This is a genomic window from Aquaspirillum sp., from assembly GCF_055136605.1.
This window is the reverse complement of sequence record NZ_JBSQVP010000014.1, coordinates 1-14,402: the sequence shown is the minus strand read 5'-3', so window position 1 is coordinate 14,402 and position 14,402 is coordinate 1. Positions and strand designations below refer to the sequence as shown.

Below are 14,402 nucleotides of genomic sequence, written 5' to 3'. Positions count from 1 at the left end.
CTTTCTAATCGAAAATTGTTCTTGCCCCGTCAAAACGGGCGGCAAAGTAACTGTTTTGTAAACTTTCCACTCGAATCGTGCTGTTTGTGCGTGGAGCATGAATAAACTTGCCATCACCAATATAGATACCCATGTGCGAATAAGGGCGATTCATGGTATTAAAGAAAACCATATCGCCAGCTCTTAATTTTTCGCGTGAAATCTGGCGTGTTCTTGCTGCAATTTCTGCCGCATTATGCGGCAAAGAAACACCGACAGCATTTTTATAAATAAAAGCTGCCATGCCACTGCAATCTAAACCTGCTTCTGGATTTTTGCCACCAAATTGATAGCCCACGTCTAATAGCCCTAAGGCATACATCACAATTTCTCTGCTATCACCAGAAGCTTCAATATTAGCCAAACTTAAATTAGGCTTTGTTTTGGTGATTTTAGTTGGTGGCTTTTTACCGCTGGTTTTAGTCGGTGTTGAACTACAAGCGGCAAGCACTAAAGCCATGATGGCTACTGTGATAAGCTGCGTTTGTTTTCTAGCCATTCCCATCTTTCTAATTTCTCCATTAACAATAGATCAATTTCGTCTATCCTTTGTTGCCACTGTTTAACCTGTTCAATTTGTTGGCGATAGACGTTAGGGTCTAGTAAACGGTTTTGTAATTCGGCTTGTTCGGCTTCAAGCTGTGAAATTTCCTCTGGCAATTGCGTCAACTCTTTGTTTTCATTATAAGTGAGTTTGTTTTTTCTTTCCTTAACCCGTTCCGTTTTTTCGGTTTTTACTGTGGCTTCGGGTGCCTTCTTAGCAGGGGGCACAGTCAAGTTGAGGTTTTTCTTAAGATTCTGCCAATCAGACCACCCACCAGGCGATTCAATTAACTTGCCTTCACCTTCAAAAGCAATCACCTGTGTCACGACATTATCTAAAAAGGCGCGGTCATGGCTAACCAAGAACAGCGTACCTTGATAATCACTTAATAATTGCTCTAACAAATCAAGCGTATCAATATCTAAATCGTTAGTGGGTTCATCTAAAACAAGAATATTAGCTGGCTTTGTAAAAAGTCGAGCTAATAATAGGCGGTTGCGTTCACCACCGGATAAAGACCGGACAGGGCTACGAGCGCGAGCAGGAGGGAATAAAAAATCCTCTAAATAGCTCATCACATGCTTACGACCAGTTGGTAAATCAATAAATTCACTGCCTTGGCTGATGACATCAATCAACGTGGCATCTTCATCTAATTGAGTACGGAATTGATCAAAATAGGCAATTTCTTGTCGTGCGCCTTGTTTGATTGTGCCACTGTCTGGTTGAATTTCACCGAGAATCAATTTAAGCAGCGTGGTTTTACCAGCACCATTTGGCCCAACTAAACCAATTTTATCACCGCGCATAATTCTGGTTGAAAAACGATCAATCAGCTTTTTATCGCCGAATGATTTAGAAACTTGCTCTAATTCAGCAATTAACTGGGAACTTTTTTCTGAAATAGAAACAGATAAGTTAACACGTCCTTGTACCTCTCGGCGCGCAGCGCGTTGTCGGCGCAGTTCTTCTAAACGGCGAACTCGTCCTTCATTACGAGTTCGTCTAGCTTCAATACCTTTTCGAATCCAGACTTCTTCTTGTTTCCAAAATTTATCAAACTTACGATTATGGATAGACTCAATGGTCAGTTCTTGTGCTTTTCTCTGTTGGTAAGCAGCAAAATTACCCGGATAATTACGAACAAAACCGCGATCTAACTCAACAATACGATTGGCCACATGATCTAAAAAAGTACGATCGTGGGTAATAAATAACAAGGTACCTTTAAACTGTGCTAACAGTTCTTCTAGCCATTCAATTGCATTAACATCAAGGTGGTTGGTTGGTTCATCTAATAATAATAAATCAGGATTACTGACTAGAGCTCTCGCTAATGCAACCCGCTTTTTCCAACCTCCGGATAAAGAACTGATCAGTGCATCTGCATCTAAGCCTAAACGCTGAAGGGTATTTTCAATCATATTTTCAAACTGCCACCCTTGACGAATTTCAAGTTCATGTTGCAAGTGGTGAAGTTTTTCTAACAAATCGTCGTGATCTTGTTGAGGATCGTGTAGCAATTTGGTTAATTGATGGTATTCGGTTAATAAGTTTTTTAACTCACCTAATCCCTCTGCAACAGCTTCAAATACCGTATGGTTAAGGTCAAACTCTGGTTCTTGCGGAACCCACGCCGTCTTGATGTTGTCTTGAAAGACAATCCGACCATCGTCAAGATGAACCGTTCCCGCAACTGCTTTTAATAAAGAAGATTTGCCCGCACCATTACGGCCAATTAAACCGACTTTATCACTTTGTTCTAAACTAAAACTGACTTCATCCAATAGAGGATGATGGCCAAAAGCCAAGCTTGCTTTTTCAATTGATAAGATAGCCATTTGATTCTCAAAAAATTAAATAGACACCAAGCCCATTTTGACTGCGGCTTTCACTAAACCAGCAAGATCACGACATCCCAATTTTTGGGCAATTTTATTGCGATGAAACTCAACGGTTTTCGGGCTAATTTCTAGGTTTTTGGCAATTTGTTTTGCCGAGAGTCCCTGAGCAATAGCAGTTAAGACTTTTTGCTGTTGAGATGTGAGCACGAAATGTGCGGATTCTTTTTCTGCATGGGGCTGTGTTGATAAATCCGCAATTTTAGGACTTAAATAACGTTGCCCTTGCTTGACTGTATAAAGCGCCTGTTCCAGTTCCGCTAATAGGCAATCTTTTAACAAATAGCCATCCACGCCCATGTTGAGTGCCGCAATCACCGTTTCTGGTGCTTCTACGCTGGATAACATGACAATTTTTAAGGTCGCATGCGTCGTACATTGTTTAATGTGTTGCACGGCCGATAAGCCTGTCATGCCCGGCATTAACACATCCATTAACACAATATCTGGATTGAGCATTTCAATCTGTGTAATGGCCTCTGCTCCATTTGAGGCTTCGCCACAGATGGTGAACTCATCTAATTGTTGCAACAGCGCAGTGATACCAACTCGAACCAGTAAATGATCGTCTGCAATCAAAACGTTGGTTGTGGTTTTAGCGGTGTGGCAGGGCACTGTTACAGAAGGGAAAACATCCATAAAACGAAGGAAAGAAGCAAAGGGAAGAATGGCCGCCAATCATACGCGAATATGTCTATGAACGCTGCGTTGCAAAAATGAAAAACCTTGTCAGGACTTCACTTAGCCCACTATTTGCAGTTAGCATGCCAAAAAAACATCAAAAAAACAGAAAAATGAGGAGAACATGATGGGCCCCCTAACTGGTATTCGTGTTGTTGAGTTTGCAGCCCTCGGGCCTGCACCGATGGCGACCATGCTTTTAGCTGATCTTGGTGCGGATGTGGTGAGAATTGAGCGTGCTAATCAACATATTGGCGCACTATTTGATCCAAAATTAGACATCCTAAACCGCAACCGCCGCGTGATTACGTTAGATCTGAAATCTCAAGATGGGTTAAATACAGCGCTAGAGTTTATTACCCAAGCCGATGCCTTGATCGAAGGTTTCCGACCCGGGGTAATGGAACGTTTAGGGCTAGGGCCTGCGGTGTGCTTAGAGAAAAATCCAAAACTGGTGTATGGCCGTATGACCGGTTGGGGGCAGCATGGCGCGTTATCCCACGCCGCCGGACATGACATCAACTATTTATCGTTATCTGGTGCGTTACATGCCATCGGTGAGCATGGTGGTAAGCCGGTGGTGCCGCTGAATTTAGTCGCTGATTGCGGCGGCGGGGCGATGTTTCTCGCCTTTGGTGTGCTAGCTGCACTGCTTGACGCAAAACGGACTGGGCAAGGCCAAGTGGTTGATGCAGCGATGACAGATGGTTGTGCCACTCTTATGACCATGATGCACACGCTTATGGCAATGCAACAATGGCAGCCGATGCGTGGCAGCAATCTGTTGGATGGCGGGGCACATTTTTATGACACTTATCGTTGTGCGGATGGTGAATATGTGGCGGTCGGGGCGATTGAACCGCAGTTCTATGCGTTGTTATTACAAAAGTTAGGCATTGACGACCCCGATTTTGAACAACAATGGAACCGTGACGCTTGGCCACGCTTAAAAGAGAAAATGGCTGCGGTGTTTTTACAAAAGACCCGCGATGAATGGTGGGAGATTTTTCAGGGAACGGATGCCTGTGTTTCGCCGGTGCTTAATACCGCCGAGGCCGTTCAAAATAGCCACAATCAATCGCGAGGGACTTTCGTTTCGGTCAATGGCATCGCGCAAGCAGCACCCGCTCCACGATTTAGCCAATATCCACAACTGCCTTTGCCACAATCACCTGCATCGCCACAACCTTGGCAATCTATTTTGGCGGATTGGCAACAACACCATGACTAAGCGAAACTTTTGCAACATTGCGTTAATGCAATAACCACAGGTACGGAATCTGCAAGGGGCTCGCAATTTTCTGCTTTTTTAGCAAAGTACCTACGCTTTTCTTCACAGCGGGACCACATCCGTATAGAATAAGCAAGCTTTTTGCAGCCCGAACGTTTTCGCCGGCGCATCTCTTATTCGCAGCGTACGGTCGGGCGAAGTGTTATCCCAAAAGCGACGCTATATCTATATTCGAGAGAGAGGATTCAAGCCGTGTTAGAAGCTTATCGTGCCCATGTCGCTGAACGTGCTGCTCAAGGTATTCCCCCCCTGCCATTAAATGCAAAACAGACCGAATCGCTGGTCGAATTATTAAAAAATCCTCCTGCTGGTGAAGAGGCCACTCTGGTTGAGTTGATCACCCACCGTGTGCCTGCTGGTGTGGATGATGCGGCTAAAGTGAAGGCCTCTTTCTTGGCTGCAGTTGCAGAAGGTTCTGTGACTTCTCCCCTGATTTCCCGCGAAAAAGCCACCGAGTTGTTAGGCACTATGTTGGGTGGCTACAACGTCAAACCATTGATCGACCTGTTGGCTGATGAAGCCGTTGGTGCGATTGCTGCTGATGGCCTGAAAAAAACCTTGTTGGTGTTCGATGCTTTCCATGACGTGAAAGAATTGGCCGACAAAGGCAACACCAACGCCAAAGCTGTGTTGCAATCTTGGGCCGATGCCGAGTGGTTCACCAGCCGCCCAGAAGTGCCAGCTACACAAAAACTGACCGTGTTCAAAGTATCGGGTGAAACCAATACTGATGACCTGTCGCCAGCACCTGATGCTTGGTCCCGTCCAGACATCCCATTGCACGCTTTAGCCATGCTGAAAAACCCACGTCCTGGTATCGAACCAGAAGAAGCGGGTGTGCGTGGTCCAGTGCAACAATTAGAAAACCTCAAAGCCAAAGGCAATTTGGTGGCTTATGTGGGTGATGTGGTTGGTACTGGCTCTTCCCGTAAATCAGCAACCAACTCTGTGTTGTGGTTCACCGGCGAAGACATTCCTTTCGTACCGAACAAGCGTTTTGGTGGCGTGTGCTTGGGTAGCAAAATTGCTCCGATCTTCTTTAACACCATGGAAGATGCTGGTGCATTGCCAATCGAGCTGGACGTGTCCCAAATGGACATGGGCGATGAAATCGAACTGAACATCGATTCCGCGACTGCCAAAGTGACTGCGCTGAAAAACGGCGAAGTGATTGCTGAAGCACAACTGAAAACCCCAGTGATTTTGGATGAAGTGCGCGCCGGTGGCCGTATTCCTCTGATTATCGGTCGTGGTTTGACGGCAAAAGCACGCGAAGCACTGGGCTTGCCAGCTTCGACCCTGTTCCGCCTGCCTGTGGCACCGGAAGATAGCGGCAAAGGTTTCTCGTTAGCTCAAAAAATGGTTGGTCGCGCTTGTGGCTTGCCAGAAGGTCAAGGCGTTCGTCCAGGGACTTACTGTGAGCCACGCATGACCACCGTTGGTTCGCAAGATACCACCGGCCCAATGACTCGTGACGAGTTGAAAGACTTGGCCTGTTTGGGCTTCTCCGCCGACTTGGTGATGCAATCTTTCTGTCATACTGCTGCTTATCCGAAGCTGGTTGACGTGAAGATGCACAAAGAATTGCCTGCATTCATCTCGACCCGTGGTGGTGTGTCGCTGCGTCCAGGTGATGGTGTGATTCACTCTTGGTTAAACCGTCTGTTGTTGCCTGACACAGTGGGTACCGGTGGTGACTCCCATACCCGTTTCCCAATCGGTATTTCTTTCCCAGCGGGTTCCGGTTTGGTGGCGTTTGCCGCTGCAACTGGTGTGATGCCATTGGATATGCCTGAGTCTGTGTTGGTTCGCTTCAAAGGCGAAATGCAGCCAGGTATCACCTTGCGTGATCTGGTAAATGCAATTCCGTTGTACGCAATTCGCCAAGGTCTGTTGACTGTTGAGAAGAAAGGTAAGAAAAACATCTTCTCCGGTCGCATCTTGGAAATCGAAGGTTTGCCAGACCTGAAAGTGGAACAAGCATTCGAGCTGTCTGATGCCTCCGCTGAGCGTTCTGCTGCTGGTTGTACAGTGCATCTGAACAAAGCGCCTATCGTTGAGTACATGCAATCCAACATCACGCTGATGAAGTGGATGATTGCAAATGGCTACGAAGATGCACGCACCCTGCGCCGTCGTATTAAAGCGATGGAAGAGTGGATTGCAAATGGCGAATTGTTGTCTCCAGATGCCGATGCCGATTACGCTGCTGTGATTGAAATTGATCTGGCTGACATCAAAGAGCCTATCGTTGCTTGCCCGAACGATCCTGATGATGTGAAATCGTTGTCCGAAGTGGCTGGCGACAAGATTGATGAAGTGTTCATCGGTTCTTGCATGACCAACATTGGTCACTTCCGCGCAGCGGGTAAAGTACTGGAAGGCAAATCGGACATCCCAACTCGTCTGTGGATTGCACCACCAACCAAGATGGATGCAATGATCCTGAATGAAGAAGGTTACTACGGTATCCTTGGTCGTTCCGGCGCACGTTTGGAAATGCCTGGTTGTTCGCTGTGTATGGGTAACCAAGCACAAATCCGCAAAGGCTCGACCGCCATGTCGACCTCGACTCGTAACTTCCCGAACCGTTTGGGTCTCGACACCCGCGTTTACTTGGGTTCCGCCGAGTTGGCAGCAATTTGTGCCTTGATGGGCAAAATCCCAACAACAGAAGAATATCTGGCACAAGTGGCGGTTGTGAATGCGAAAGCATCCGAAATCTACCGCTACATGAACTTCAACCAGATTGAAGCATTCCAAGAAGTGGCTGACACTGTAGAAATGTAAGTCCTTACAATTCAGATAGTGTGTTAAGAATGGCCTCGGAATTATCCGAGGCCATTTCTCATTTTGAAGCCAAGTTAATCAATCATTTACATTCTTTCTAATAAATTACTGACATAGAATATGTTCGGGATATAATTTCACTATTTTGAATACAGGTAAAAATTGCTTAACTGGGTCACTGTTTCATGCTGAAACAGAAAATAACCACAATATCGAATTAGAGGACGCAAAAATGGCAAAGGAAGTTACAGCACGTTTACAGATTGACCAAAAACTTGAACAAGCCGGCTGGATTATCCAGGATATGAAACAACTCAATCTTGGTGCGGCGGTGGGCGTTGCGGTGCGCGAATATCCCACTAACACAGGGCCGGCGGATTATGTTTTGTTTGTTAATCGTGAAGCCGTTGGTGTGATTGAAGCCAAGAGAGATAGCGTTGGCGAAAATTTGACCGTCGTTGAAGAACAAACACATCGTTATGCTACGTCAAATCTGAAATGGCGCAAAGACAACACCCCTTTGCGTTTTCTATTCGAGGCCACTGGCCAAATTATCCGTTTTACCGATGGTGCCGACCCACATCCACGTTCACGCGAAATCTTCCACTTTTTCAAACCAGAAACACTGGCTACATGGTTAGCTCAGCCAGACACCTTACGTCAGCGTTTAGCTAAGCAAATGCCTGCGTTACCAAACCAAAATTTACGTGATTGTCAGATTAATGCTGTGACTGGCCTTGAAAAATCACTGGCGCAGAACAAGCCACGTGCCTTAGTACACATGGCGACGGGTGCAGGTAAAACCTTTACAGCAATCACATCGGTTTACCGCCTCCTCAAATTTGGCGGTGCTAAACGTATTCTGTTTTTAGTGGATACTCGCAACCTTGGTAAACAAGCACATCAAGAGTTCATGGCTTATACCCCTCCCGATGATGCTCGTAAGTTTACTGAACTTTATAATGTGCAACGTCTTACTTCACCAAATATCGACCCACATTCACAGGTGTGTATTAGTACCATCCAGCGGATGTATTCGATTCTGAGCGGCGAGCCGATTGATGAATCGGCAGAAGAAATATCCCTCAACGAAATTCAACAAACGGCCAAGCAAGAAAAATTTGTGCGTTACAACCCCACTGTGCCGGTGGAAACCTTTGATTTTATTATCATTGATGAATGTCACCGCAGTATCTACAACCTGTGGAAACAAGTGCTGGATTATTTCGATGCCAGTTTAATTGGTCTAACCGCCACGCCGGATAAACGCACCTTCGGCTTTTTCAATGAGAATATTGTTGCTGAATATACTTACGAACAGTCTGTTGCTGATGGTGTCAACGTCGGCTATGACGTTTATACCATTGAAACAGAAATCACCCAAAAAGGCGCGGAAGTCAAAGCTAAACAATGGGTAGATCATCGTGATCGGGCCACTCGCAAAAAGCGTTGGGCGGAGACAGAAGAAGACATTGCTTACAGTGGCAAGGCGTTGGATAAATCTGTCGTCAATGTGAGCCAAATTCGCCAAGTGATTTCAGCAATGAAAACAGCGGTGGAAACACAAATTTTTCCATCTCGCAAAGAAACGCCCAAGACCCTAATTTTCGCGAAAACCGACAGCCACGCTGATGACATCATCAATATCGTGCGCGAAGTTTACGGACAAGGAAATGCTTTCTGTAAAAAAGTGACTTACCGCGCCGATGAAGACGCCGACAGTATCCTTTCCAGTTTTCGCAACGACTACAATCCGCGCATCGCTGTTACCGTGGATATGATCGCCACCGGCACCGATGTGAAACCGTTGGAAGTGCTGCTGTTTATGCGTGATGTGCGCTCTAAAGGTTACTACGAACAAATGAAAGGCCGAGGCGTACGTAGTTTGAATGGTGAAAGTCTTAAACGGGTGAGTCAATCCGCTGACGGTGATAAGACGCGCTTTGTGTTAATTGATGCTGTCGGTGTCGAAAAGTCGCTGAAAACCGAAAGCCGCCCTTTGGAAAAGAAACCTACAGTAGCGTTAAAAGACCTATTGCAAGGCGTGGCGATGGGTAGCCGTGATGAGGATACTGTGCTTTCTCTTGCGAATCGTTTGGTACGGTTGGCTAAACAACTGGATGATAAAGCTCAGGTACGGATTGAAAAAGCCAGTGGGGGTATTCCAGTCGGAGAACTTGGTAAAACGCTGATAACAGCGGTTGACCCTGATGCCATTGTGCAAACGGCACTGGCAACTGCAAAAGCCAAAGGTATGGTTCGTTCAGAAGAAAGCCTCTTGCCAGAAGAAATAGAAGCTGCTCGTGCCGCGCGCGTGGCCACTGCTTGTGCGCCTTTTGATAATCCCGCGCTGCGTGATGAAATTGAGAATGCGCGCCGTGAGCGAGAGCAAATTATCGACCATATCAACCTTGATCAGGTTATTTTCAGTGGTTTTTCAGCAGATGCTGAAGCACAAGCCAAAGCAACGATTCAAAGCTTTGCGGATTACATTGCCGCGCATAAAGATGAAATCACTGCACTGGGATTTTTTTATCAACAGCCTTACCAGCGCCGTGCACTTACCTTCGATATGCTTGAAGAGTTGTACGATCATTTGAGTAAACCGCCGTTGATGTTGACGACCGAGCGACTGTGGAGTGCTTATGCCCGTGTGCAGAATGCGGCTGTAAAAGGCGCTGACCGTAAGCGCCAGCTTACTGATTTGGTGTCGCTTGTGCGTTTTGCTTTGGGCTTGGATGGTGAGCTTAAACCGTTTGCTGAAGAAGTGGATAAGCGTTTTCAAACTTGGATTTTCCGTCACAACGCCCAGCGCGGCACGGCCTTTACGCCGGAGCAAACGGAATGGCTGCGGCTGATGAAAGAGCACATTGCCAGCAGTTGTAGTATTAGCCGTGATGATTTTGATTATGCTGAATTGGCCGACAAGGGTGGATTGCAAAAAGCTTGGGGCTTGTTTGGCAAGGAGTTGGACACTTTGATGAATGAAATGAATATGGAGTTGGTGGCGTAATGAAATTGTACCTAACCGCTCCCTGAGCGAAGTCGAGGGGAGTCAGTGGGTTGGTTGTTTTGGCTTTGATAGTGCTGGCTTCGACTGCGCTCAGCCAGCGGGGGTGTTACACCTAACTGCTCCCTGAGCGAAGTCGAAGGGAGCAATTATCGAAGTCGAAGGTAGTATCTAATAAAGAGAAGAAATTTCATGCCTTATATGTACATCTTGCGTTGTGCTGATGGCAGTTATTACACCGGAAGTACTTGGAATATTGAGAAACGTCTTTGGGAGCACCAGCAAGGTTTAGGAGCTCGTCATACGGCCAAAAGACTGCCAGTTGAATTGTTGTATTTTGAAGAGTATTCACGAATTGACGAGGCATTTTTTCGTGAAAAACAAATACAGGGGTGGAGTAGAAAGAAAAAGGAAGCGTTGATGGCGAGGGATTTTGACCGACTGCATCAACTGGCAGCCTGTAGAAACGAGAGTTCGTATTTGAAAGCTGATAGTGCTGGCTTCGACTGCGCTCAGCCAGCGGGGGGCATTGCACCTAACCGCTCCCTGAGCGAAGTCGAAGGGAGCCATCTAAATGAATCGCAAGGAATTAACCATGTTGATGAGTGAAATGAATAGGGAGTTGGTGGCGTGAGTGAATTGCCAAATGGATGGATGCAAATAGCCCTAGGTGATGCACTGCAAATCCAGAAGGGGAAGAAGCCGATTGGTCTAGGATCCAAGGGTGAAAATCGGTTGGTGCCTTATATCAACATATCAGCTTTTGAAACCAAACAGGTTGAGGAGTACGCACCAGAACAGAACGTACCATGCTGCCAGCCATCGGATACTTTATTGGTGTGGGACGGTGCGAGAGCAGGTTTAGCTGGCAGAGGAATCGGCGGCTTTATCGGATCAACACTTGCTCGATTGACATCTGACTTAGTAGAGCCTTCATTTCTTTATTATTTTGTTCACTCGAATTATGGGTATCTGAATACTCGCACCAAAGGCGTCGGCATCCCGCACATTGATCCCGTGGTATTAGCAAAAATTCCTTTTTCATTACCCCCCACCTCCGAACAAACCCGCATCGTCGCGAAACTCGAAGAACTGTTATCCGACCTCGATGCCGGCGTAGCCGAGCTCAAAGCAGCACAGAAAAAACTCAAGCAATACCGCCAATCATTGCTAAAAGCCGCTGTCGAAGGTGCGTTGACTGCCGAATGGCGAGCAAACAACAAGCCATCGGAAACCGGCGCGAAATTGCTCGAACGTATCCTGACCGAGCGCCGCGCCCGTTGGGAAACCAAGCAATTAGCCAAATTCAAAGAACAAGGCAAAACCCCGCCCAAGGATTGGCAGAAGAAATACCCCGAGCCAGTGCAACCAGATACAACCGATTTGCCGGAACTGCCAGAGGGGTGGGTGTGGGCTCGAGTCGATCAAGCAGGAGAGGTGCAACTTGGTCGGCAAAGAGCGCCGCAATTCCACAGCGGCGCAAATATGGTGCCGTATCTGAGAGTGGCAAACGTGTTTGAAGAACGCATTGATATTTCAGACGTTATGGAGATGCACTTTTCTAAGGAAGATGAAGCCTCCTTTCTGCTCAGTTCTGGGGACATTTTACTGAACGAAGGACAAAGCCTAGAGTTGGTCGGGCGTCCAGCAATCTATCGTGGTGAGCTCCCCCGTGTTTGTTTTACAAATACATTGGTTCGTTTCCAAGCCGAAAGCGGTGTGCTCTCTGAATACGCAATAGCGGTTTTCCTTCACTACATGCACTCAGGCAAATTCAGGAAGATCGCCAAAATCACAACAAATATTGCTCACCTCGGTGCGGGGCGATTCGCTGAACTGGCATTTCCTCTACCGCCAATCGACGAGCAAAAAGAAATCGTTAATCTATTACAGACTGCAATGGATGCTGTGCAACAGCAAAGCACAGCAATCGAACTCTCCCTCAAACAATCCGCCGCCCAACGCCAAAACATCCTGCGCGCTGCCTTCTCCGGCCAACTCGTACCACAAGACCCGAACGACGAACCGGCCAGTGTGCTGTTAGAGCGCATCCGCGCTGAACGGGCGGCGCTGGGGGAGAAGAAGCGGCGGAGTCCCAGAAAGGCAAAGAACCCGAACAACGATGGGAGTGTTCAGTGATTCGATCTATTCAAATTGATGGCTTCAAATCCATTGTGTCCCAAACCCTTGAATTGGGACGGGTCAACTGCTTCATCGGTGCCAATGGTGTGGGCAAAAGCAATGTGTTAGAGGCCATTGGCGTGCTGAGTGCCGCAGCCAATGGCCGTGTTGACGATGAATCATTGTTGCGTCGTGGTGTCAGGGCAGGAATGCCACGCCTTTACAAAACCTCATTTGAATCTGTGAATGTGCCAGTGCAAATTGGCTTGCAGGCTCAAAGTGAAAATGCTAGCTATCGTGTTTCTCTGCTCAACCCGTTGGAAAACCCAGAACCCGCTTGGTCGTTCAAAACCGAACGACTGACCTCCGGCACAGAGAAAATCATTTCTGACGGTGTACGCAGCAAACGCAACTTGACCCCGACGGCGGGACTCGCAGCATTGAAACTGGTTGAAGTGAACAAAAATAGCCCCGCCGCCGTTTTGATGCAAACTTTGCAAAATTTTGCGATTTACTCACCCAATACACCCACTTTGCGCGCAATGGTTAGTGACTCGCAATCACGCGCCCCGCTCGGTTTATCGGGTGGCCGATTGGCAGAAGCCTTTGCTGAGTTCCGAAAAACCATTCTGGAGCACGATGAAGAACTGTTGGACAGTGTTTTTGAGCTGGTGGACTGGGTGGCTGACATTCAAACCACAACCTCTGCGGGTGCTTTGCTGTCTCCTTCCGTCGCCCGTACCAAAGAAGTTTTGAAATTTACCGACCGTTTCATGCGAAAAAGCCGCAACACGTTGACGGCTTACGATGCCAGTGAAGGGGCATTGTATGTGCTGTTTTGCGCTATTTTATGCCTGTCTCCCCACTCCCCACGAATGCTGGCGATCGATAACCTAGACCAAGCATTGAATCCACGGCTTGTTACTCGCCTCACCGACAAACTTGCCAAGTGGCTGCTCCAGTCTGACACATCCAGACAATTACTATTTACCGCACATAATCCCGCTGTACTGGATGGTCTGGATCTAAGCAACCCAGAGATTAGGTTGTTTGCTGTTGAACGCAACAGTAAAGGGCATACCGTTATTCGCCGTATTGAGCTGAGTGACGAATTACTAAACATGAATGACAAATACCCGCTGTCACGCCTATGGCTGATGGGCCATCTGGGAGCTGTGCCGAATGTATGAGCCTAGAATTGCCTTGGTTGCCGAGGGTATAACCGATTTCGTGATCATCGAAGCCACGCTCAAAGCTGTGCTGAAATGCCCATTTGTTCTGACGCAATTGCAGCCCGAACCCACACGCCCCGACATGGGCGGCGGCTGGTGCGGTGTCTTTAAGTGGTGTCAGAATTTTCGTTTGCGCGGAGCCACTAGCATTGAGGATGATCCGACGTTGTCGCAGTTTGATTTAGTGATTATCCATTTAGATGCTGATGTTGCGGGTAAGCATTATGCCGACTGTGGTTCAGCAGTGGAGCACGCGGCAGCTGCACTACAAGGCTTACCATGTGAGCAACCATGTCCGCCTCCCGCAAATACTGTGGCAGCATTGGAGAAGGTGTTGTTGAGTTGGCTGGGAATTACATCTTCTGGCGCAAAAAGCCTATTTTGTATTCCATCAAAATCCAGTGATGCTTGGCTGGCGGCTGCAACATTACCGAATAGACACGCATTGCTCACAGGCCTTGAATGTAACCTTGGTCTTGAAACGGCATTGTCGCAGTTGCCACGGCATCTAAAGATTAGAAAAACCCGCCGTGAATACCAAGCACGCGCCGGATCTATTACCCAACAATGGCAACAAGTGAAAAATTGCTGCACTCAAGCCAACGTATTTGAACAGCGCATACAACCAATTGCACAGGCATTTCCTCTATGAACACCTCTTCCCTCGTCCAGAAAGTCTGGAACTTCTGCCATATGTAACGGTCAAATTTTTTGAGACACCAAGATCGGTTTTTTTGTTGCCATGTTCCGCTCGTAAACTGTTGGCGGTAGATTGCCTCGAGCGGAGTGTAGC

Annotated in this window: 10 protein-coding genes; 7 read left to right on the top strand and 3 right to left on the bottom strand. The window is 47.3% G+C overall.

The features are described from left to right. Positions 1-4: 4 nt before the first annotated feature. The 3 genes from ACTBZS_RS03930 to ACTBZS_RS03920 are packed head-to-tail and all read right to left on the bottom strand — an operon-like array spanning position 5 to position 3,162. Positions 5-538: a C40 family peptidase gene (locus ACTBZS_RS03930; protein ID WP_460429714.1), complete on the bottom strand. Its 534-nt coding sequence runs from the start codon at positions 536-538 to the stop codon at positions 5-7. Then, the gene (locus ACTBZS_RS03925; RefSeq protein ID WP_463043332.1) at positions 505-2,424 is read right to left on the bottom strand and encodes an ATP-binding cassette domain-containing protein; all 1,920 of its coding nucleotides are present in this window, start codon (positions 2,422-2,424) and stop codon (positions 505-507) included. The genes ACTBZS_RS03930 and ACTBZS_RS03925 overlap by 34 nt, the downstream gene beginning before the upstream one ends. A gap of 15 nt (positions 2,425-2,439) precedes the next feature. Beyond that, positions 2,440-3,162 carry a response regulator gene (locus ACTBZS_RS03920; RefSeq protein WP_463043331.1) on the bottom strand — a complete coding sequence of 241 codons (723 nt, stop codon included), beginning with the start codon at positions 3,160-3,162 and terminating at the stop codon, positions 2,440-2,442. 127 nt (positions 3,163-3,289) lie between these two features. Here ACTBZS_RS03920 and ACTBZS_RS03915 point away from each other — a divergent pair, with 127 nt between their 5' ends. The 7 genes from ACTBZS_RS03915 to ACTBZS_RS03885 all read left to right on the top strand — a co-directional run bounded on the left by ACTBZS_RS03915 (position 3,290) and on the right by ACTBZS_RS03885 (position 14,261). Then, positions 3,290-4,396, top strand: a complete 1,107-nt coding sequence (locus tag ACTBZS_RS03915; RefSeq protein WP_463043330.1) for a CaiB/BaiF CoA transferase family protein — start codon at positions 3,290-3,292, stop codon at positions 4,394-4,396. 252 nt (positions 4,397-4,648) lie between these two features. Further along, positions 4,649-7,246 (top strand): bifunctional aconitate hydratase 2/2-methylisocitrate dehydratase, encoded by a 2,598-nt coding sequence (gene acnB, locus ACTBZS_RS03910; protein ID WP_463043329.1) that lies wholly within the window; start codon positions 4,649-4,651, stop codon positions 7,244-7,246. A gap of 232 nt (positions 7,247-7,478) precedes the next feature. Next, positions 7,479-10,259, top strand: coding sequence for a type I restriction endonuclease subunit R (locus ACTBZS_RS03905; RefSeq protein WP_463043328.1), 2,781 nt, complete (start codon positions 7,479-7,481; stop codon positions 10,257-10,259). A gap of 189 nt (positions 10,260-10,448) precedes the next feature. After that, positions 10,449-10,865: a GIY-YIG nuclease family protein gene (locus tag ACTBZS_RS03900; protein ID WP_460429720.1), complete on the top strand. Its 417-nt coding sequence runs from the start codon at positions 10,449-10,451 to the stop codon at positions 10,863-10,865. A 21-nt stretch (positions 10,866-10,886) separates the two neighbouring features. Further along, positions 10,887-12,395, top strand: coding sequence for a restriction endonuclease subunit S (locus tag ACTBZS_RS03895; protein ID WP_463043327.1), 1,509 nt, complete (start codon positions 10,887-10,889; stop codon positions 12,393-12,395). Then, complete coding sequence (locus ACTBZS_RS03890) at positions 12,392-13,567, top strand: AAA family ATPase (protein WP_463043326.1); 1,176 nt, start codon at positions 12,392-12,394, stop codon at positions 13,565-13,567. The genes ACTBZS_RS03895 and ACTBZS_RS03890 overlap by 4 nt, the downstream gene beginning before the upstream one ends. Further along, on the top strand, positions 13,560-14,261 hold the full coding sequence (locus tag ACTBZS_RS03885; protein WP_463043324.1) for a hypothetical protein: 702 nt from the start codon (positions 13,560-13,562) through the stop codon (positions 14,259-14,261). The genes ACTBZS_RS03890 and ACTBZS_RS03885 overlap by 8 nt, the downstream gene beginning before the upstream one ends. The last annotated feature ends 141 nt before the right edge of the window (positions 14,262-14,402 follow it).